This is a genomic window from Candidatus Cloacimonadota bacterium (assembly GCA_012522635.1).
Taxonomy (GTDB): Bacteria; Cloacimonadota; Cloacimonadia; order Cloacimonadales; family Cloacimonadaceae; genus Syntrophosphaera.
Map to the genome: position 1 here is coordinate 1 of JAAYKA010000079.1, position 21512 is coordinate 21512.

General features: G+C 47.3%; 21 protein-coding genes and 1 other RNA gene. 4 read left to right on the forward strand and 18 right to left on the reverse strand.

All coding sequences use genetic code 11. The annotated features are described in order from the left end of the window. Window positions 1-410: 410 nt before the first annotated feature. Genes GX135_04310 through GX135_04330 form a run of 5 tightly spaced genes read right to left on the reverse strand, consistent with a single transcriptional unit; the run spans window position 411 to window position 5139 of the window. On the reverse strand, window positions 411-854 hold the full coding sequence (locus tag GX135_04310) for a DUF488 domain-containing protein (protein NLN85311.1): 444 nt from the start codon (window positions 852-854) through the stop codon (window positions 411-413). Window positions 855-904: 50 nt separating this feature from the next. Next, entirely contained in the window at window positions 905-1993 is a 1089-nt protein-coding gene (dprA, locus tag GX135_04315) for a DNA-protecting protein DprA (protein NLN85312.1), read from the reverse strand. Next, the gene (gene obgE / locus GX135_04320) at window positions 1990-3000 is read right to left on the reverse strand and encodes a GTPase ObgE (protein ID NLN85313.1); all 1011 of its coding nucleotides are present in this window, start codon (window positions 2998-3000) and stop codon (window positions 1990-1992) included. The genes dprA and obgE overlap by 4 nt, the downstream gene beginning before the upstream one ends. Before the next feature lie 22 nt (window positions 3001-3022). Then, window positions 3023-4504, reverse strand: coding sequence for a T9SS type A sorting domain-containing protein (locus GX135_04325; protein NLN85314.1), 1482 nt, complete (start codon window positions 4502-4504; stop codon window positions 3023-3025). A 41-nt stretch (window positions 4505-4545) separates the two neighbouring features. After that, window positions 4546-5139, reverse strand: a complete 594-nt coding sequence (locus GX135_04330; protein NLN85315.1) for a hypothetical protein — start codon at window positions 5137-5139, stop codon at window positions 4546-4548. A 224-nt stretch (window positions 5140-5363) separates the two neighbouring features. Between GX135_04330 and GX135_04335 the strand changes: the two genes are divergently transcribed. Then, the gene (locus tag GX135_04335; protein NLN85316.1) at window positions 5364-6485 is read left to right on the forward strand and encodes an ATP-binding protein; all 1122 of its coding nucleotides are present in this window, start codon (window positions 5364-5366) and stop codon (window positions 6483-6485) included. A 155-nt stretch (window positions 6486-6640) separates the two neighbouring features. Here GX135_04335 and GX135_04340 read toward each other — a convergent pair whose 3' ends face one another. The 12 genes from GX135_04340 to dnaA form a co-directional block, all read right to left on the reverse strand. Further along, window positions 6641-7186 carry a hypothetical protein gene (locus GX135_04340; GenBank protein ID NLN85317.1) on the reverse strand — a complete coding sequence of 182 codons (546 nt, stop codon included), beginning with the start codon at window positions 7184-7186 and terminating at the stop codon, window positions 6641-6643. Between the two features lie 97 nt (window positions 7187-7283). After that, window positions 7284-7691: RNase P RNA component class A (gene rnpB, locus GX135_04345), an RNA gene on the reverse strand. Window positions 7692-7877: 186 nt separating this feature from the next. Then, entirely contained in the window at window positions 7878-8690 is an 813-nt protein-coding gene (locus GX135_04350; GenBank protein ID NLN85318.1) for a trypsin-like serine protease, read from the reverse strand. A 4-nt stretch (window positions 8691-8694) separates the two neighbouring features. Then, window positions 8695-9453 (reverse strand): DUF116 domain-containing protein, encoded by a 759-nt coding sequence (locus GX135_04355; protein ID NLN85319.1) that lies wholly within the window; start codon window positions 9451-9453, stop codon window positions 8695-8697. Then, entirely contained in the window at window positions 9450-10415 is a 966-nt protein-coding gene (locus tag GX135_04360) for a methionyl-tRNA formyltransferase (GenBank protein ID NLN85320.1), read from the reverse strand. Before GX135_04360 ends, GX135_04355 begins: the two co-directional genes overlap by 4 nt. Before the next feature lie 15 nt (window positions 10416-10430). Then, on the reverse strand, window positions 10431-10985 hold the full coding sequence (def, locus tag GX135_04365) for a peptide deformylase (GenBank protein ID NLN85321.1): 555 nt from the start codon (window positions 10983-10985) through the stop codon (window positions 10431-10433). Beyond that, the gene (yajC, locus tag GX135_04370) at window positions 10985-11332 is read right to left on the reverse strand and encodes a preprotein translocase subunit YajC (GenBank protein ID NLN85322.1); all 348 of its coding nucleotides are present in this window, start codon (window positions 11330-11332) and stop codon (window positions 10985-10987) included. The genes def and yajC overlap by 1 nt, the downstream gene beginning before the upstream one ends. A gap of 8 nt (window positions 11333-11340) precedes the next feature. Next, window positions 11341-11829 carry a phosphatidylglycerophosphatase A gene (locus GX135_04375; GenBank protein ID NLN85323.1) on the reverse strand — a complete coding sequence of 163 codons (489 nt, stop codon included), beginning with the start codon at window positions 11827-11829 and terminating at the stop codon, window positions 11341-11343. Beyond that, window positions 11830-13089 (reverse strand): peptidylprolyl isomerase, encoded by a 1260-nt coding sequence (locus GX135_04380; GenBank protein NLN85324.1) that lies wholly within the window; start codon window positions 13087-13089, stop codon window positions 11830-11832. 39 nt (window positions 13090-13128) lie between these two features. Then, on the reverse strand, window positions 13129-13941 hold the full coding sequence (locus tag GX135_04385) for a hypothetical protein (protein ID NLN85325.1): 813 nt from the start codon (window positions 13939-13941) through the stop codon (window positions 13129-13131). 4 nt (window positions 13942-13945) lie between these two features. Continuing rightward, window positions 13946-15073, reverse strand: coding sequence for a hypothetical protein (locus GX135_04390; GenBank protein NLN85326.1), 1128 nt, complete (start codon window positions 15071-15073; stop codon window positions 13946-13948). Between the two features lie 363 nt (window positions 15074-15436). Continuing rightward, a complete protein-coding gene (gene dnaA / locus GX135_04395) occupies window positions 15437-16768 on the reverse strand; it encodes a chromosomal replication initiator protein DnaA (protein NLN85327.1) in 1332 nt (443 codons plus the stop codon). Between the two features lie 1113 nt (window positions 16769-17881). Between dnaA and GX135_04400 the strand changes: the two genes are divergently transcribed. The 3 genes from GX135_04400 to GX135_04410 all read left to right on the forward strand — a co-directional run bounded on the left by GX135_04400 (window position 17882) and on the right by GX135_04410 (window position 19664). Further along, window positions 17882-18313 (forward strand): DUF4878 domain-containing protein, encoded by a 432-nt coding sequence (locus GX135_04400; GenBank protein NLN85328.1) that lies wholly within the window; start codon window positions 17882-17884, stop codon window positions 18311-18313. 20 nt (window positions 18314-18333) lie between these two features. Next, the gene (locus GX135_04405) at window positions 18334-18945 is read left to right on the forward strand and encodes a hypothetical protein (protein NLN85329.1); all 612 of its coding nucleotides are present in this window, start codon (window positions 18334-18336) and stop codon (window positions 18943-18945) included. A gap of 98 nt (window positions 18946-19043) precedes the next feature. Further along, complete coding sequence (locus tag GX135_04410) at window positions 19044-19664, forward strand: hypothetical protein (protein NLN85330.1); 621 nt, start codon at window positions 19044-19046, stop codon at window positions 19662-19664. Between the two features lie 98 nt (window positions 19665-19762). Here the strand turns inward: GX135_04410 and GX135_04415 are convergent, their stop codons facing one another. Continuing rightward, window positions 19763-21490 carry an aminotransferase class V-fold PLP-dependent enzyme gene (locus GX135_04415; protein ID NLN85331.1) on the reverse strand — a complete coding sequence of 576 codons (1728 nt, stop codon included), beginning with the start codon at window positions 21488-21490 and terminating at the stop codon, window positions 19763-19765. Window positions 21491-21512: the final 22 nt, after the last annotated feature.

The window sequence follows — 21512 nt, forward strand, 5'->3', positions numbered from 1 at the left end:
CGAAAATAAGCTTTTTAGGTTTTCTGCCGCGACGCAATGCGACACACACTTTTGCTCTCTCTTGCTGCCTTATGTATCCCTTATGTTTGTTAAGACAATTATAAGCCAGACAAAGGTTTAGGGTTTTGCGTCAGTTTATGGGTCAAATTCTCAGGGAAATCTCCCCGCTAAAACCATAAAACGCAAAACCTTACAGTGCAAGAACCCCCTTTTATCGTCAGCATCCTGTGCATCCATAATCAATTAAATCATCAGCGTAATCTGCGTGAACCCCAAACCCTGCTTCGCTCTAAACTCCAACTCAAAATCATCCTTTAAGCTTCCTTATAGTCCCCCGATTCTTTTTCGGGTTGTTGTGGAGGAGAAGTCAAGTAAATATTGGGCTGGAAGCAAGAGCGCGGAGAGAGTTTTTACAGGTCAATCACCTCCGTGCCGGGCATCAGTTTTTGGACGCGGGCGGCGATGAGGCTGCGGTGACAGGTGTTCGCCTTTGCTTCAGAGCAGAGCAGGCAGATGGGTTGCGGGGCTTGAGGGATGATTTTTTTGAGGATTTCATCCGCGCCGCGGGATTCCATGATGGCTTCAAAGCGGATTTTGAATCCTTCCCAATCCACGCGTTTTTTGTGGTAATCATCCATCAATTCATGGTCTGGAGCCAGTTCCGGATAGTGGAAATAGGGGATGTTCAGAAGGCGTTTCAGAAAATATTTGAGGTCATCTTCTTTGGTGAAACCTGCCAATTGGCCCCGGTTGCTGAGGCGCAGATCGAAAATGCTTTTCACCCCCGCGTTTTCCAGCAATTCAAAAAAAGTTTCGGCGCTTTTGCCGCTGAATCCGATGGTGTAGAGCTTCATGGCTCCTCCCTTTTGGCTGTGGTTATGGATTTCTGGGGCGAGGCGGTTTTTTAGCTGAGGATGAAGGAGTTACCGCCCGTTTTGCACAAATATCCTTTCAGCTCCAGGTTTAAAAGAGCGGTGGAAAGCTTGCCGAAGCTGAATTTTGAGATTAAGAGCAGTTCATCGAAGCTGATTTCCCGCTGTTGGTCTTGGAAAATCTGGTGGATTTGCTGTTCACCGGGGCTCATTTCCGGGAGGATTTCCATCTGCTCACCAGGCTCATAATCCAGTCCCAGAGCGCAAATAAGGTCTTCCGCTTCGGTCACGCAGAGGGCGCCATTTTTGATGAGATAATTCGGACCCTGCGCGTTGTAATGGTTAATCTGGCCTGGCAGCGCCATCAGGTCGCGATTTTGGTCGATGGCGTGTTTCGCGGTAATCATGGCTCCGCTTTTGAAGCTGCCTTCCACGATGAAAACCGCCGTGGAAAGCGCTGAAATGATGCGGTTTCGCGCCACGAAGTTCCAGCGTTCTATGGAGGTGCCGGGTTCATATTCGGAAATGAGGGCGCCATTGGCGATGATGGTTTCCGCAAGCTCTTGATTTTGAGGAGGATAAATGCTTTGCAAGCCGCCGGCGAGGACAGCCAGGGTTTTGCCTCCAGCAGCCAGAGCGGCGGTGTGGGCGGCGGTGTCGATGCCGGTGGCAAGTCCGCTCACGATGGTAACGCCTTGTCTGCAAACGGGTTCCAACAGTTTTTTGCAACTTGAGCTGCCGTAGGCGCTGGCTTTGCGGGTTCCCACCACACCCAGGCAAACACCGTTGAGGGCGGGTGCCAGATTTCCGCGGTAATACAGGATGAGCGGAGGTGCCAGAATCTGTTTCAGGCCAGAGGGATAGTCTTCCGCGCCCCAGAAGGTGGCTTGGATGTCAAATTGGTCGCAGAGATTCAGGATTTTTGTCAAATCCGGATGCGGTTGGGCTCTGAGGATGTGTTCGCGGGTTTCGGGATGCAGGCTTTCGTCGGCTTGGATGGGATGGTTTGGTTGGCCAATAAACTCAGTTGGATCGGGATATTTTTTCAATAATTGGGGGATTTCACCACTTTTGAGCTGGGGCGCGCATTTCAGGCAAAGCCAGGCTTCCAGGGTTTTCATAAGGCTTTTAAGAGCTTGAACAGACGCCTTTTAAGTTCGTCCAAATTGATGTGACCCACAGCGGAAACCGCCATGCTTTCGACGCCAAATTCGGCTTGGAAGCTTTGTTGAACCTCATTAACCAGTTCATCGCGCTCATCGGGAGGAATGGTGTCCAACTTGCTGAAGACCACCAGGCAGGGTTTTTTATCCATAAATGGGTCATAGAGATAGAGTTCGGAGCGCAGGGTGCGGAAGGCTTCGGCGGGTTCAGGCGCGCCGATATCGATGAGAAAAAGCAGCAGGGAAGTGCGTTGGATGTGGCGTAAAAACTGATGTCCCAGTCCTTTACCCATGTGAGCGCCTTCGATGATGCCGGGGATGTCCGCCATCACGAAAGACTGGTATTCGCTCACGCTGACCACGCCCAGCATGGGTTCCAGAGTGGTGAATTCATAATCCGCAATCTTTGGTCTGGCGGCGGAAAGCACGCTGAGCAGGGTGGATTTTCCGGCGTTTGGATAGCCGACCAAACCCACGTCCGCCATGAGTTTTAGCACCAATTCCAGTTGCATTTCATGGCTGTGTTTGCCAAGAGTGGCATGGCGTGGCGCCTGGTTTATGGAGGTGGCAAAATTCACGTTTCCTTTGCCACCGCGGCCGCCTCTTGCCAAAGTTATGATTTCGCCATGTTGGGTGATGTCCGCAAGTTTGACTCTTTTTCCGTCATCCCTCAGGTGAAAAACCTCGGTGCCCAGCGGCAAGCGCAGAGTCACGTCCGCTCCGCTGCCTCCGGTTTTTTTGGCTCCGCTGCCGGGTTTCCCGTTTTCGGCACGGAAAATTTTGTTGTAACGGTAATCCAGAAGGGTGTTTACGTTTTCGTCGCCCTGCACGATGACAGAGCCGCCGCGACCGCCATCACCACCATCGGGTCCGCCTTTGGGGATGAATTTTTCGCGGCGGAAACTCACAACGCCATCGCCGCCATTTCCGGCTTTGACGCTTATTTTCGCATAATCTATGAACATTTAAACTATCTTTTCAAATCCTTTATTTTATTATCGTGAAACGCTTTAACAGCGCTTTATCAGCCTGAACCACCCTCAGGAAATACACGCCGCTGTCCAGCTTTTTTCCTCCCACGCTGCCATCCCAATGCAAGTTTAGCTCGCCGTGGCTGGTGCCGCCTTCGTGAATTGAGCCGATTTTGCGGCCGCGCAGATCGTAGATTGATAGTGACAAACTATCGCGTTTCAGCCCGGAAAGCCGGATTTTACCGCCGGGAGAGAAGGGATTTTGCATTTCGCAGTTCAGGGCGGCAGGACTGAGGTTGGGATCGGAAACGCTTACGAATGTATGGGTTTGGGTGACTATATCCGTGTCGTTATCGGAGAAGCGGAAGGTGAGTTCGTTAACGGGATTTGGTAAAATCAGACCAAAACTGATGGGGTGAGGACCGATATCATAGCCAAGTGGCTGGGGATGAAGCACTTCGCCGTTGGGAAGCACCACTTCCATCAGGATGGGAAAATCGCTTTCGGCGTCGAAATAATCAAAGGTGAGGGAATCATCTGCCAAAAAGACGTTGTCAATTGTGGGAAGAGTGTTTTCGTCCACCTGGTAAAAATGGTCATCAAAGATAATCCCGGCGAGGGTGCTGTAATCTCCCACACCGAAGGTGGGAACAAAGGTTTGCAAATCAATGCTGACACTCATGCTGAGGCTGGTGAGAATGAGACCGTTCAAACTGTTGGGCCAGGCGCCGAAATCGGGGTCGTTATAGAGGTCGCTTAAATTGCAGGCTTGATATAGCTTTCCGCCCAAAACCTGGCTTTGGATTTCTCCGATGCGCTCAAAGGAAGGCAAGAATTGTTCATCCAGTCTCAATTTGTAAAGCCCGGGCTGGATTACGCCGGGAATATTGAAGGAATGTACCATGGCATAAGTGAGCGTATCCACAACGGTTTCGGGGTTTGTGATGGTGGTGAGATACACATTGTAGGATGAGATACTGTTCATTACGGGGAAGCTGTTCGCGGCGTTTGCCATGACGGAATAGAGCTTGTTTTCAGTGGCGGCGCACCAAGTGTCGGTGAAATCCAGATAGGGCTGGTAAACCGTGAGGGAATCGCCTGTTGCGTCGGTTCCGATTAAGCCCACATTTTCAAATGGCGGTGGAAATTCTTCTGTTGGAAGATAGGGGGCGTGCATGTAAATGAATTCTTGACCCAGCATGTTCAAATGGGTACGCAGGCGCCAGCGCAGATGGTTTCCAAATTCATAGGGGACAAGAACTTGCTGCCAAGAGTCAATTTCCTGGGAGGTGGCAAGCTGCCAGGCTCCGCCATTTGTGCTGTGCCAAAGTTCGGTGGGCAGGTTCAAATCCAGGTCCAGTGAATCCATCCATTGCAAACAGATATTGCCATCGCTGAGGCGCGAGCTGTGAACGATATTTCTATATGGGCTAAGCTGTTGGGCATTCACAAGAGCTGTGCCCAGGATAAAGATGACTATAATCAGCTTTGTTTTCATGGTTTATCCTTTAAAAAATTGGGTATCTAAAGCCATATCCATCAGTTTGTTGCAGGTTTAAGTTTTTTCCACAGCCTGCTGAAAAAACATTTTTTGACCGGGGAAACTTGGAAAGATGAGATAATGTCCTCAAAATATGGCAAAGCTTCCTGGAAATACCAGCCGGCTTCGGCGCTGAAATCCAAGGTGTAATCCCATTTTGGGCCGGGGATGCGCAATCTGATATGGTGTTCTTCCACTTGTCTCATCGGAGTGTGAAGCCATTCAAGGCGATGCGCGGTGATTCCATTTATTACGACAGAGCGTGAAACAAGCGGCTGATAGGTTTCTGATTCCACAGCCTGGATTTCGCGAGTAAGCTGGCGGTCTCCATCACGCATGTAGGAATTGAAGTTTTTTACAGCGCCCGCGGAAGGTTCCGCTTTCACGCTGAATTCATACGAAAGTGCCGCAACAGCGGGATAATGATAAACGGCAAAAACGGTGTTGTTTTTCAGGGATTTGTGTTGCCAACCCAAGGGATAAGCGAGCTCAAAGCCATATTTTGAGCTTTTATGGGAAAGCATTTCCTGCGCTTGAAGCAGACCAAAAAAAGCAGTGAAAAAAAGCAGGCAAATCAAGGCTTTATGGCGCATAATTACTCCTTGGAATGGTTTTTATTCGTAGATTGCATTAAAGAAGCTAAGTTAAAATGTGTCAAGAACAAAATCAGATTTTATTGAGGAGAGGCCTGGGTGTTTATGTGAATTCGGGGAATGCGTTCCCAAAATATCAGTGTATTTGGGGAGTGCAATCCCCGATTTAATAGATTTTACTTGACAAATAAAGCGATAACTCAAAGCATGACATGGAGGTTAAGATGATACATAGAACTGTACTTGAAATGATTCCAAAATATCTGCACAAAGACCGTGCCGTGATTATTTACGGTGCCAGGCGAACCGGAAAAACCACGATATTGAAGGCCTTGGAGCGGGATTTGAATGATATTCGTTTTATCAATTGTGACTTGATTGATGGACAAGAGGCTTTCAACTTCAAAAATGAAGCTGAAATTATGTTGAATTTTGGCAACATTTCTTATCTTTTAATCGATGAAGCTCAGAGGGTTCCGGATATAGGAATAAAACTTAAGGCAATAATCGATACTTTGCCAAAGCTTCAAATCATCGTCACTGGGTCTTCGTCTTTAGACCTTTCAAACATCACGCGAGAGCCTCTCACGGGCAGGAAATTTGAGTTTTTAGTGACGCCTTTTTCCACTCGGGAAATATATGACCACGCTGGGATTGAGGCCGTGAAAGACGGAGCGGCACAGAGAATGATTTTTGGCAATTATCCGGAAGTATATTTGGAAAAAACAATGCCCAGGGAAATCATTGGGGAAATTGCTGGGTCATATCTTTTTAGAGATTTATTGGCATATCAGGATATCAAGCGCCCAGAGCTTCTGAAAAAGCTGCTCAAAGCTTTGGCATTGCAATTGGGCAATGAGGTTTCATATTCGGAACTGGGAAGCATTGTGGGTTTGGACAGAAAAACCGTGGAACGTTATATCGAACTCATGGAAGAGGCTTTCATCATCTATCGGCTTGGCTCATTCAGTCGAAATCTGCGCAACGAGCTGAAAAGGGCGGTGAAAGTTTATTTTTGGGATAACGGAATTCGAAACGCTTTGATCAACAATTTTTCTCCATTGGAAGAAAGAGGTGACTTGGGCGCGCTTTGGGAAAACTATGTGATCACGGAACGCCGCAAAATGATGCTGAACAGGCGTGCGAGCTTTGAACACTATTTTTGGCGGACAAGCGCACAACAGGAAATTGACTTGATTGAGACCCAAAATGGAAGCATAAGTGGTTTTGAAATTAAGTGGAAACCCCGTAAAACGATAAAATTTCCTAATAAATTTCAGGAAGCGTATCCGGAGGCGAATCTGAAATTGGTGGATTTTGGGAATTATGTGAAGTGGTTGTTATAGATCCGACGGAAAAATACTGGAAATTAAAGCGAGGCTGGCTCTGGTTTTGAGGGTATTTTTGTGTATTCGGGGAATGTGTTCCCAGAATATTCATGTATTTGAGGAATTGATTCCCAGTTTTTAAGGTTTATACCTTGGAAAAGCGGCTGTAAAAATCAATATTTGAGTTCAAACGCGAAGCGGTAGCCCAAGTAGAAACCCAGCCGGCTGCTTGTTGTTAAATCATAATCCTCAAGCTCTTTAAGGCGTTGATACAATCCGCTGGTGACAACGTATGTAACACCGGCATCCAGTCCATGTTGACGTTTTTTGCCAAACATCGCCTGTGTTCCCAGGCCAGCGCTGATTCCGTTATAAACTTCGGTTTGAGAAATAACGTCATCACTGGGGAGAATTCCGTTCGTGCCATAAAGCAGGATGGCCTCAGGGCGCCACTGGCTTTGCATGTTTCCCAACTGATATTTCAACCCGGCTTCGAAACCGGCGGAATTCACAAAACTGCCAAAACCCAGGCTAAGAGCAAGTTTTTCAAACACATACATATCCACTCCAACTCCCAGTATGCCTCCATAAGGCAAGCCATATCCCACTCCGAGCTGGATATTTCTTCCCGGCTGGAAATTAGTATGGGTTTCCTGGGCAAAAAGAGGCAGGCTTAACAGCGCCAACATTGCCACTGCGAATAATTTAGTCAATTTCATTTCTGTTCCTGTATTTTTGGAAGCCGCTTCTAGAATCCAAATCCTGATGAAAGCGAAATCCACGGTTGTTTTTATCATATCACAATTTTTAAAAAAGCCCACGGGAAAACAATAAGCCGGATTCTGTGGTCCGTGCCTTGGCTCGAACTGATGTCCATTCCTCTAGGCCCGCTCTCGCGAGAAGGCTCAAGCTGCCTACCCGGAAGCCGTAACCGCGCGGGCCGCGCTTCGTGGCTCCCCTATTTGGCATTGCACCGGATAAGGCATTCCTGGCAAGCCCTGTCACCAAGGCTTCCGGTGGTCTCTTACACCACCATTTCACCCTTGCCCGGCAAAAAAAGCTTGCGGTCTCTCAACGCCAGCCAAAAAGGAGCATGCCGAGCGGTTTGTTTCTGTGGAGCTGCTCCGCATTGCTGCGGCTTCCCGTTAGGAAGTATCCTGCCCTGCGGTGTCCGGACTTTCCTCTCTTCCCAAAAAAGGGAACAGCGGACATCTGGTTTTCCCATGGGCCAAGAGACAAGTTATGTTTTTTGGCATATTGGTCAAGGAAAAAATGGTTTTTGGGACTTGAAAATTGGACAGAGCGAAGATGTATCTCATTTTTAGACAATGAGTTGGTTATCTACCTGCTTTTTATCAGGGTTTCAGCCAGCTTAACAAAAACGCTCTGATGGACAGGAAAAACCTTAACTCAAATGGCGGACAGGATTTGCTGAACCTGGTCGATGGGAATGGCAAATCCAATGCCGATGTTTCCTCCGGTTTCTGAGACGATAAAGGTATTTATGCCAATCACTTCACCCTTCACGTTGACCAGAGGACCGCCGCTGTTTCCGGGATTAACTGCAGCATCGGTTTGAATCATGCCTCGGTAGCTGCGACCTTCCTGGGGTGCGAAACTGCGGTTTAGAGCTGAAATAACTCCCAGAGAGACAGTAGGCTTGGGGTCGCTCATCAAGAATCCATAAGGGTTTCCCAGCGCGATTGCCCATTCGCCAATCATCAGGTTTTTGGCGCTGCCAAATTTCGCGGAAGGCAGATTGCTGGCGTTGATGCGCAGTTTGGCGATGTCGTGGGTTTCATCAATGCCCAGCAAAGTGGCTTTGAATTCTCTTTTATCGGGTAGAACCACAGTGATTTCAGAGGCACCCTGAACCACATGGGCATTCGTAACTATCAGACCTGATGGGTCATAGATAACTCCGCTACCGATGCTTTCCACCTTTCGCCGCATGGGAATATCGCCAAAAAAGTCGAAAAACCCAAAACTGCGGAACTGCCTCACGACCTGAACTTTGGTAACGTTTACGCTCACCACGGCGGGTTCCACGGTTTGCACCGCAGCGGTGATTTCATTGTGTCTTTGGCTCTGGGAAACCTCGATGGGGGCTTCTTTTGCGGCGGTGGAGGGAAGCTGTCCTTTTTGGTTCAACAACACCAGTGTGATGCCGGCGTTCAGGATTAGCACCACCAGTGCCAACACGATGGCTGTGGATGTTCTCATGGGTCTATTTAAACCTTTGGATGGCAAATTCGATGCTGGCGATGCTCACCGTTGTTTCGTGACAGGGACCTTTGGGACGTTCGTTCAAAACCGCGTAAACTGGATAACTCCAAGCATCACGCAGCCCTTCCAAAAGGTCGCGATGGCAGGCCACGGCAACGATTACGTCCGGCTTGTTGTCCTCGATAAGTTTGCGCGCCAAAGAGCCTCCGGTGGCAATTGCCGACTTCACGTTTTGCTGGGTAATCAGTTTTTTCACAGTGGCGATGTCGCAACCCCCGCATTCTTCGCAATTCATGATGTCTGCGGTCACGCGCACGGTGCAGTCATCTTTTTGCAGGCAATGGGGAAGCAAGACCAAGATATTGGAATTGCGAACATCACGCTGGTCTGTCATCACCACTTCATTGTTGAAATTCAAAAATGATTCGGTCAGCGTTTCCGGATGCGAAAAAGTGATGGTGCCCAAAACACGGGAAAGCGGGAAAAACACAAAGCTGAGCATCCATTTATTGAACCGGTTCAAGTAGGGACATTTGATGCGGATATGGGTGGACATCAGAGCCAGCACCCAGCTTAAAACTGTGAACACGATGACAACCAGCAGGGCAATCATCAGGCCGCGAATAAGGTAGGAAACCGTGGCGGGTCTCTGTAAAAGGTAGTAAACCAAAATGGAATAAATCGCGCCGATAATGAGCAAACTGAGGCTCACAAAAGCGGGGAATTTTATCACAGAGAGGTAGTTGTCTTGATTTTTCATGATTCCTCCCGGGAGGGTTTTGATGTTTGAGGCAGGTCGAAACCGTCGCCATCCACAAGGCGCGCTCCAAGCTGCCAGACCCAGGCATCCATTTGTTTTTTTCCAGCGGGTCGAAGCTGGCGCAAAAGCAGGCAATTATCCTGGCAATTCACCAGCACACCTTGATTTTTAATGGTTCCGGCAAAAGTTCCGGGCTTGCCCTGCGCTTTCTGCGGATGAAGGTCTGCTGCCAAAATCTGGATGCCCTTTCCTTTCCAAAATGCCAGCGCGCCGGGTTGGGGTGAAAAAGCGCGGATGCGATTGCGAATCTCTGAGGCTGGTTTGTTCCAATCCAAAATCAGGTCTTCGCGTCCCAGTTTCGCGCTGTAAGTGGCTTCCGCATCATTTTGAGTATGCTCCGCCAGGCTTCCGGTTTCCAATAAAGGCAATATCTCCTCCAAAAGATCCGCTGAAAGCAGTGCCAGCTTGTCATGGAGGCTGCCATGGCTATCGGAATCCAGGATGGGAAGCTCTTTTTGCGCCAAAATTGGTCCGGCATCAAGGCGGGCGGTAAGGCGGAAAATTGTTGTGCCGGTAAGGTTTTCACCACAAAGCAGGGAACTTTGGATGGGCGTGGCTCCACGATGCCGGGGCAAAAGTGAAGGATGAAGATTGATGGCTTCGCGTTTTGGAAGACGGCGCAACTCACGACGAATCATTCCGCCATAAGATGCGGTCACCAGCAAATCTGGCTCCATCGCTCTTATTTTTTCAATACTTTGGGACTGATTTATATCTTCCGGTTGAAAGAGTTCCATACCTTGCTGGTTCGCGTATTCCGCTATGGGACAAGGTGTTAGCTTCAAGGAACGTCCCGCCGGGCGGTCCGGCTGACTGATCACCAGCTTCAAAAAAGCTTTTTTTTCCAGCATTTTGAGGATGGGAAGTCCAAAACTGGAACTGCCGGCAAATACCACGCGCATGGGAAAAACCTCGGTTTAATCCTCACCGCGGATATTGACACCGTCCACAGCCATCTTTTCCAAAGCCTTGAGCTTTCTCAAAACCTGCAGTTTTGCCAAAGTTCCCAGATGGTCTGTAAACAGCACACCGTTCAGATGGTCAATCTCATGTTGAACCACCACCGCCGGAAAACCGGAATATTTCACCAAACGTTTTTCTCCATCCAGGGTGGTGAAGGAAACTTTGACTTCTGAAGGGCGGGTCACCTTCGCATAGATGTCTGGAACGCTGATGCAGCCTTCTTCGGTGTCGGTTTCTCCATCGGATTTTTCGATGGCGGGGTTTATCATAACCAGAGGGTCGCGCTTGTCTATATCGCTGCCCCAGAATGGGTCAATGGCAATCATGCGCTTGCTCACACCCACCTGCGGAGCCGCAAGACCAACCCCATCACGATGATACATCGTATTCACCAAATCTTCCGCGAACTCTTTCAGGGCGTCATCAATCTCGGTGATTTCAACCGCTTTCAAGCGCAGGATGCTATCTCCGTAGATACGGATATCCAAAAGTTTGGGCGTTTCGGGCATCAGGATTTGGTATTACCTTCAGGTCTGATAATTTCAACCACAGCGCCGCGCTGGAATTCCACGCGCACGTGGTTTGTTTCGTCGATTTCCACCACGATGGTGTTTTTATCGGGTTTTATGGTCACAATGCGTCCCAGTATGCCGGAATTGGTTACCACCTTGTCATTTACCTGCAGGTTATCCAGCATTTTTTGCATTTCCTTCTGTCTTTTCTGCTGAGGCATAATCATGAGGAAATACAGTAGGGCAAACATAATCAGGATGGGCAAAAAGTTCATCAGAAGGTTGCCTTGTTGAGGTGTGGCGCCGTCTTTGGCGGGTCCAGCCATCATTAATATATATTGCATTTATTCTCCTATTGGCCAAAAAATCTTGGCGCTATCAGTTTTATAAATTGGATGACCACATTAGCGTAAAATCCGGCCAAAAGGTCGTCAACCACAACTCCCCAGCCACCTTTGAGGCGTTGGGAAACGTTGATGGGAAAAGGTTTTGCAATGTCGAAAACCCGAAACAGCGCGAAGGCGTAAACCGCCATCAAAACCGATTTGGGCAAAAACATCACGCTTACAAAATAACCGCAAAACTCGTCTATGACAATCGCCGGCGCGTCTTTACCCAGTTTTTTTTCCGCCAAGCCGCTAATCCACACCGAAAACAGACTGACAACAAGCAAGCCTAACCCAGTGAACCACCAGCCTTTACCCTCAAAAAGGCTTTGCGGCAAAAGCAGATAGATTCCCGCCGCAAAAAGCGTTCCCCAGGTTCCGGGCGCGAAGGGAATGAAACCCACCCCAAAGAGGGAGGCGATGAAATTTTCGGGATGAAAGACTTTTCGCTTCATTTATTGGACAATCTCGACAAAGGATTTGGAAATCAGTTCCTCAATCCATTCATCATAAACTTCGGAAAACTTCTCCTGATAAAGGTAGTTTTTCAGGCTTGATTTAACTTCTTCATAGCTGAAAACCCGATCCGGCAATTCCTGCAGGCGCGCGAAAACCAGCAGCATGCCTTCATTTTCCAAAACCGGGGTCATTTTTCCCACCGGCGTCGCCATAATCTGAGCCATATATAGCTCCGGCATTTCTTCCTGGGAAAGCTCTCCAATCACACCGCCCTTGGGCCCTGAAATGGTGTCTTCGGAATATTCGCGGGCAAGCTCTTCAAAGCTTTCCTGACCGCTGTTATAGCGCTCGCGAATGTCTTCCATCAGTTCGAAAGCTTCTTCGGCATCCTGCTCTGAAGGCTCCAAAATTTTGAGGATATGACGGGCGCGGATTTCATTGGCGCGTTTTTCTTCCACCTTGATGATGTGGAACCCGTAATCACTGCGCACAATTCCGGAAACTTCGCCAGCGTTCAGCTTGAAAGCCGCGTCTTCAAAAGGTTTCACCATCATGCCACGGCTGAAAAAACCCAGGTCTCCACCCTGTTCACTGCTGGGACAATCGCTGGTTTCACTTGCCAGACTGGCAAAATCCGCACCCCGGTTCAAGCGATCCAAAATGGCACGAATTTCTTCCAATTTCTTCTCTTCGCTGGCTTTGCCAGGTTTGATTTCACGAATGATGTAAGCGGTTTCCCAGGTGACTGGTTTCACAGCCAAACTATCCTTGCTGTTTTCATAAAATTCAAGCATCTCATCTTCGCTGATATTCACCTTGGATTGCACATAAATATCCACCAATTGTTGAGTTAGATAGCTTTCACGAATCTGTGAAATATACAAATCCAACAGTTCCAACTCGGTCAGATTTTCCCGTGCCAAATCAGCCGCGAAAGCCTGTTCGGAAGGATATTTATCCTTGGTTTTGGCGATTTCGGTTTTGGCATATTGCTCCACCTTGGAATTGTCGATGCGAAGATCCATTTCCTTGGCTTTTTGGAAGATAACCTTTTGCTCAACGAGATGCCGTAAAGCCGCGTTTTCGTTAAAATCTTCGTCCTGAACACCAGACATCTGCATCTGATACATCAGTTTATAAACATCGCTCATCAGAATGATGTCTGAACCAACTTTGGCAACGATGCGATCCACCAGTTGCGCGGACAGACCCAGCCCCAGGCTAACAATAGCCAGAATCAGCAGAATCTTTTTCATAATTTTCCTTGTTTACCCACCCGTTTTGGGCAGTCAAATTTAGTAATAGTATATCTTGGGATACTTTTTTTTCAGTTCGCGGATCAGGTTATCATACACCTGCTGCCTGCGTTCCTTGATTAAAATAGCTCTAATCTCATTGCGGTATTCACCAAAATTCGCGTCCTGGCTTCCTTCCCGCTGCTGCAAACTGCGCAAGATGTAGGTTTTACCATTCACATTAACCGTTCCTGCAGTATTTATTCCCAGCTCATGAGCGGCACGCCAGAAGAGTGAATCCGGTCCGTCAGAAGTAACAAAACCCATGCGTCCCTGCTGTTCGCGCAGCGATTCCTGAGAATATTCAGTCACAGCGAGGTTAAAATCATAGCCATCATCGCGGATTTTATTCAAAATGAGCGTGGCAGTGGCGGAATCCCCGCAAAGCAAACGCTGGATATCATATTCCATCAGCTTTCCCTGAAATTCGTTCTGATGCACACGATAATAGTTAAAAAGCTCTTCCTCGCCGATGTTGATGCTTGCCAAACGCTGTGAAATCAACGCGTTTGCCTTGATTTTCTTTTTGGCAAAATCCATGCGCAGTTGCACCGCGGGGTCTTTATCCAAATTCAGGGCATCCGCTTCTTTCGCCATCAGGGTCAAACTTACCCAGTTTTCAATCTCCCGCTTTCTTTGCTCAGGACTCATTTCATTCCACTGTTCATCCGTAAAAAGACCGCGGAAGGCTTCCTGATACATGAAATCTCCATCCACTTCTGCCAAGGGCGTGAGTTTTTCCGGGTTCTCACCTTTTTTTGTACAACCCGCAAAAAGCAGAAACAGAATCAGAACAAAGCTTAACTGACGCATAGGATTATAAATATGGCGGCGTATAGGTCAGACGGATTTTGGGACGTTTATCCTCGGGCGCGTCTGTGAAATGCCAAAATTCCAGTTTACCATAATTTAGCAATTCCTGCATGGATCTCACCACGATGCCGTAGGGCACTTTTTTTCCTGAACTGTAGGCTTGGATAATGGCGGTGATATCAATCTCGAGGCTGTCTCCGCGCACAAATTGGTCTGAAACGGTTCCTGATGTCAGACGATTGTCATCAATTACCACGGGATCCGCCACATTCAAAGAGTCGTCCATCCTGTCCGCGCGCAGTTTGACGGAAGTGCTGGGCCCGTAATATGCGCTGTCTTTAACATACAAAACCAGCTTGGCTTGGTTGATGGTCACGCGTTTGCGTTGTTTTTCATCCAAGACATTGCCCTGCATATCCTTAAACCAATTGTTATCAATTAGAAAATCCAGATAAACCCGCGAAGGTGTGATGTTATTCAAAACCCAGCGATTAGCGAGCAGCGGCGCGGTTTTTTCGTCAACACGATAGCTGTCTCGAGTGGGACGCTGATCGTAAATACTGTCATCTGTTTCTGTGGAAGCCTCTGGATCCGTGATTCGGTAGGGAAAACGCAGTTGCGGACCGCGCCCTGTTTCCATGCTCATCATTTCCACCCAGGCAGGAGAATTGGTTTTGATGGCCAGGGTCAGTCCCAAGGTGTCGGCTTCGCTGCGCCAATTTTCAAGTGCTGAAAACGGAATGGGAATCTTGATTTCGGTGCCCAGGGAGCTGATGGAATCTGGCACAGTGAAAGCTGTGGGTGTAATCAGGGTCAAATTGGCATCGTCAATCAAGGCTGTGCTATCCGCCGCCCAGCTTTGGTTTAATTTGTACACTTTCAAATCAATGGGATTGCGTCTCAAAGAGGAGCGCTTCGTGAGTGTCAGAGCCAAAAAGGTGGAATCCTGATAATCCGGAATGCGGAAGGTACCCTCTTCCGGCAAACCTGTGAAACGCATAAAAATAACACTTTCGACGCCATCGAAATTTCCACAGAGAAGGGAAGATTCTGTGCCTTTAATTTGAGCATTTCCCGCAAAACTATAGCCACCAAAAACTTCCAAATCATCGGTTAAAGTCAATGGTCTCACATCCGACCAATTATTCCCGGTCGGGTTGTTTTTTTTGATACATCCGCTCAATGCTAAAATTGCCAGCAACAAGAGCAGAATAGCTTTTCTTAAATCCATATTGTTATACCTATTAAAAAAGTCATTTCTCAAAAAGTAGTATTAGTAGGCACTGTGGATACGTGGATTATCGGTCAACCTTTTTTTTAAACCGATGCGCCGCAAGGCATAAAAAAGTTCCAAATCTGGTGTATAAGATGTGGATAGATGCAAGGTCAAAACAGGCCTTATCCACATCAGCCCTGCACCATGCAAAAATAATGTGACTTGTCCACAGTTATCCACAGATTCTTTCCACTTATCCACATAAAAGGGGCTAAAAATCTATGATTTAATGTTCTTAATGAGCTGTTCGATGTGGGAACGGAAGTTGATGTCTTCACGAAAACGGTTGTCTATCATTTTTTTGGCGTGGAGGACAGTGGTATGGTCTTTGCGCTTGAAATATTCCGCGATTTCTTTCAGTGAAATGGAAGGAATCAACAAGCTCGCCAAATACATCGCAATTTGTCTGGGAAAAGATATATTTTGCCGCCGCGTTTTGTCCACTATCTGGGGAATCGTGATTCCATAGGCTTGGCAAACTTCCTGTGTCACTGTATCGAGGGTGATTTCCTTGCGGTGTTCGCTAATCATATCGCTCAAAATATCCCGCACGGTTTCGGTATCCAGCGCGGTTGGATCCAGTTTATTGTAGGACGCGTATGCCAAAATACGGATTAAGGAACCTTCCAAAGCGCGCACACTGGAGGAAATGGATTCTGCGATAAAAGAGATGATCTCATCCGAAAGTTCGATATTTTCCGGCTCCGCTTTCTTGCGTAAAATGGCGACGCGGGTTTCAAAATCCGGGTTTTTCAGGTCGCAGAGCAGACCGCTCTCAAAGCGCGTCACCAGGCGATTTTCCAAATCCGGAATATCTTTGGGCGGACGGTCTGAAGTCAACACAATCTGTTTACGGCTGTCAAAAAGCGCGTTGAAGGTGTGAAAAAACTCCTCCTGGGTGCCTTCCTTGCGGGAAAGAAAATGCACGTCGTCCACCAAAAGTAAATCCACCTTGCGATATTTCGAACGAAATTCCGGCATTTTATTGGCGCGGATGGATTCAATCATCTCATTTGTGAAAGCCTCGCTGGTGGTGTAATAAATTGAACAATTCCGCCCTTCCTGAGCCACAAAGTTTCCCACCGCCTGCATTAAATGTGTTTTTCCCATCCCACTTTCACCGTAGATAAAAAGCGGGTTGTAGGTCAATCCAGGCGCTTCCGCCACAGCTTTGGCAGCCGAATAGGCAAAATTGTTGTTCCTGCCCACCACAAACTGCTCAAAATTGAAGCGGTCGTTCAGTTTGGTGTTCAAAATCACCCGGTTTCCAAAATAATTTCCGGGAGCGGTTTTTTGCTCTGGCGGATTATGAGGAGGCGGGGTGAATTTCACCAAATAGCGCTGCTTGTAGAGCGCGTAGGAAATTTCACCCAGAGTATCCGTGTAGTTTTGATTCAAATAATTTGCCGCGAATTGGGTGGGAACCCTGATTACCAAAGTGTCTTCCATCATGTCCACCAAACGCGTGTCCGAAAACCAGGTTCTGAAACTCTGGTTGTTAATGTTGTCCTCCAACTTATCCAAAATGTTCTGCCAAATATCCTGATCCATCTGCGTATCCTATAGAAAAAATTAACTTTATCCACAAAGCTGAAGTGAGGCTTATAAGCGCTTCCATATTTTCCACAACACCATGTTAAATAAAGTGGTTATATTAAAATTCATCACCCTTGGCGCTCTTGGGTTCAAAAAGTTATCCACAGCTTTTCCACATAATCCACAAGCAAGCCTAAAAAACATATCACAAAAGACTTGCACAACTATCAGATTTCCACCAAGGGAGGCATCACAAGATTTTTAATCGGGCTTCTTTTGTCAAGCGGCTAAATCCTTTAACTTATAATAACATCTATGTCTTACAAACGCTAAGCTCTTTTTTACGATTCAGTTATAACGATAAAGTGGAAATTGGGAATCTATTTACCAAACTTATATCCATCTGTCTATCAGGAAGTTATCGATTATCGATTTTTTTCCACTGGGATTTTTGGAGCCTCGAGTCTTTTTAGCATAAAAACTTGAGTCCGCTTCGTGTTCCAAAACATCGTTCTGCAAGATCAGAACGAGTCGCTTGAATAAAACCAAATAGAGCATAACTCTTTGTGTCGCTTATGGTTGCTTTTAAAACATAAGGGAGACATAAGGCGGCAACCAAGAAAGATTCAGATTATCCTCTCACAATCAAGGTTTCCATCTTCACCAAAAAATGAGGATTTTTTTCAACATCCAGCCCTATCGAACGAAAGAAAATCAATGCACTCCTGCTTCAATCTTGATTCCAACAGGATTTCCAGTTTGGAGATATTGGAGGGTTACCCGTCAAAGAATCGGGGGTGTCAGGATGGCGACCCAAGGGACATTAAGGCTGGAAAAAAGAAGGAAGCAGGCCGGGGTATTGATATAAACGGGATTTTTCAGCCCCGCCCTGCGCTATTTTTGAAATAAGCACCCTCGATTGTAATTTATAGAACTCTTTATCTTTAGATTCACATAAAAAAAAATGCTTGACTTGAAACGCCGTACTTATTATAAGTGATGCAAGCTGCGTGAAACTTGGAATAGCCAAAGGCAAAGTCAGCGTTTTTTGGGTTTAATTTCCCAAAAAGCTTGTCCAAATCAGGCATCCCTGCCAACGCGGCAATACAAATCATACGGGAGAATAGTATGAAAAAGATGATTATTGGCGTTTTGTTGGTCGCGCTCTTGGTATTGGTCGCGGCTTGCAAACCATCGGAGCAACAGCAGGCCACCAAGGTGGCGAAAGCTTTCTTTGAAGCTCTTGCAAAAAAGGATTTCAAGACAGCCAAGCTTTATGTGACGAAGGATTCAGAAAGTGTGTTGGACTTTTTGAGCGGCGATGCTTTCAGCGGTCTTTTTGATGAAGAAGGTGAAGAAGGCAAAGTTGAAGAAAAAGAAAAAGAAGACGATGACGAAGGATTCGACACCTACAAGGTCCTGAGCGTCACCGTGAATGGCGACAAAGCGATTGCCAATGTTGAAGCCAGTAATTCCAAAAAAGCTGATCAAAAAGAAACCAAGAATTACGATATGGTGAAAGAAGACGGAGAATGGAAAGTTAAGATGGAGAAATCATAAGATTTTTCAAATTTGGAGGCTTGCTGATTCTGGCAAGCCTCTGTTTTTTTATCAGCGGAAGTGCGGTGCCATCCAGCCAGTATGGCAGCGTTTTGGATGTGGAAGCTGTTTTTGGTATTGATTACAACAGTTTAAAAGAGGGCGACATCGTGTTGCGGAGAGGCAGGAGCTGGCTTTCCCACACCATCGCGGGTTTTTCTTCCAATGGAGTTTCACATTGTGGGCTTTTGGTGCGCGAGGGTGAAGAATGGATGGTTATCCACAGCATTTCAGGCAGAATCTCCGAAATTGACGGAGTGCGCGCGGATAAGCTGGATAATTTCATGCGCGAAGCGGTTCCTGGGACATTGTGGCACGCCAGCCCGAAGTTTTCTCTGGATACGCAGGCAACCGCCAATGAAGGCAGAAAAATGTTGGAGCGCGGCGCCCCGTTCGACATGGATTTCAACCTGGAAGATGACAGCAAAATCTATTGTTCGGAACTGGTTCGCAACGCGTATCTGGATTCCGGCAGCCCTGATTTTTTTCAATATACCCGCACGGGAGGCAAAAAGTTCATCAGCCTGAAAAGTTTTTTTGATCCCAAGTGGTTCGAGGTTAAAAAGATAAGCGATTCCAGGGAAGGACATTAATAATAAGCTGAGTTTTTGTGAGATTTTGAACAGATAAATCTTGACAGGAATCACGAGGACGGCATCTTTGGGAAAAGAAACTCAAAACGAGGTCCAAGATGAAAAATTTGAAGTATTTGGTCTTCCTGCTTCTTGTTTTATCGCTTTTTTCCTGCCATAAAAAACCGCCAACAGACCTCATCCAGTTGGATGCACCAATTTTCAGCCATCCCAGCGGTGATTACTACACAGGCCAGGCCATCTATCTCACCTGTGCCGAATATGGCGCTTCAATTTATTACACCACCGACGGCAGCGACCCCACCGACAAATCCGAGCTGTATTCCGCTTCTAATCCACTGATTGTTCCCAACTTCTTTCCTGAGGGCGAAAACAGTGTGATTGTGAAAGCTAGAGCATACAAGGATGGCTTCGATCCCAGCGAAATCAGCAGCGCCACATATTCGTTTACCTATTTCAACACTGTTGGCACACCCAGTTTTATACCCAGGGACGGTGACATCAGCACCGAAACCCAAATCAGGATTTTCTGCTCCACCCTGAACGCTGAAGTTTATTATACCTTGGATGGAAGTGAGCCTACAAAGAATTCAACTCTTTATGTTGATGGATGTTACATCGGCCAAACGGGTGAAGTAACCTTGAAGGCAAGAGGATTTCGTAGCGGCTGGAACCCCAGTGAGATAGCCCAGACAAGCTATTCGGTGAGCGCGCCCTGACGCAGGCTTTATAAAACCAGTTTTAGTTAAGAAGCGGAGTTCATTTCCGTTTGGGATTCTGTATTTCCCAAAATGAGAGTGGAAAGGGTCTTTTTGATTTAGCGATTTATGTGGTGGAAATAAAAGAATACCAAGCGGTCAAGCTCCGGTTCACAGCGTTTTAATTCAAAATCATCTGGCAGGCTGGCGGCAATTTGTTTGGCCTCTTCGAGATATTGCGGGTATTTGCTTTCCACGTCCGGGATGGGCTGTGGATCAGGCGAGTCTTCAAAACCCAGTTCCAAACTCAATTCCAAGGGTTTGGACATTTTATGATGCAGGTGTTCCCACTCGCCATTATAAATGTTAAATCTGTACAAGGTGAGGAATTTGTGACCGTGTTCAATGACAAATTTAACAGCTTCAATCAGATAGTCAACTTCCGCTTCGGTCATGCTGTAGTGCATGTTCAGGCGCACCCAACCGGGTTTGATGCCGTTGTAGCCAGCGTTTGTAATCAGACAGCGGTAAAAATCCGAAACCTGATCCTGGATTTTCATGAGATGGTGTCCGTAAGGTCCGGCGCAAGAGCATCCCGCGCGGGTTTGGATGCCAAAAAGGTCGTTGATGAGTCTTGCCACAAACTTTGGGTGTAGAATGCGATCTTTGTGGCGGATATTGAATGGGATGATGGGTATCTTTTTATCCATATCCTGTGGACCGTAAAATACTATACGGTCTTCATTTGCGAAGGCGCTCATGAATTTATCAAAAAGCAAATGCTCGAGGCGGTCGATATTTTTTTGCCCCACTTTTTGCTTCAACTGGAAAGCCAAAGCCACCCGCATGGCCTGCATTATTCCCGGAGTGCCCGCCTTTTCGCGGTCTTCAATGTTGGTGTGGTATTCTTCTTTTTTAATGGAAACGAAGCTGACGGTTCCTCCCGCCGAAACAGTTGGAGGAAGCTGGGTTGGGTAGATTTTTTCGTTAAAAATCAGGACACCGCTGGTGCCAGGGCCGCCCAAAAACTTATGTGGTGAGAAAAAGATGGCATCGAAATAGCATTCTTCATCGCGGTTCATGTCCATCTCGACATAAGGCGCGCAAGCAGCAAAATCAAAACAAGCCAAAGCATTGTGACGATGGAGGATGCGTGCCACATCGTAAACCCGGGTGAGCAGGCCTGACACGTTCGATGCGGCTGAAAAAGAGCCAATTTTGAGACGTCCGTCGTAAATGGGATTGGAAACCATGGCTTCCAGCGCCTTGAGATCCAGTTCAGAACCTTCATCCAGTGGCACTTCCACAATTTCGCACAGGGTTTGGCGCCACATAATTTCATTTGAATGGTGTTCGTAGGGACCAACAAAGACGATGGGTTTGTTTTTGTGCATGAAATTATGCAAATCCTGGTTGCACTCAACACCTTCTGGATTACGTTCCAGACAGCTTTTCAGCACTTCGCCAACCCTTTCGCGGGTCGCGGGGGGCCAATACACACCCAAAATTTGCATCAGCTTGTTCACGCCGCCGGTGCTGCCGAAGCTGGTGAGCACGATTTTTCCTTGAGGACCGGCGTTTACGCATTCCTTAATCGTGTTTTCAGCATCCTTCAGCAGGGCGGTCATGGTTTTTCCCGTGAAAACATCTTCGGTGTGGGTGTTGGCATAATAGGCCAAAACCCTTGAAATAGCTTTCTCCACGGATTTCAAACCACGGCCGCTGGCAGTGTAATCCGCATAAACGAGTGGACGCTCCCCAAAAGGAGTGGGCACCGGGATGTTACGCCCGATGATGTCGTCGCGCAGCCAATCGAGGCTGCTGATGAGTTTGGTGAGTTCAGTCATGGCGAATACCAAAATCGTGAAG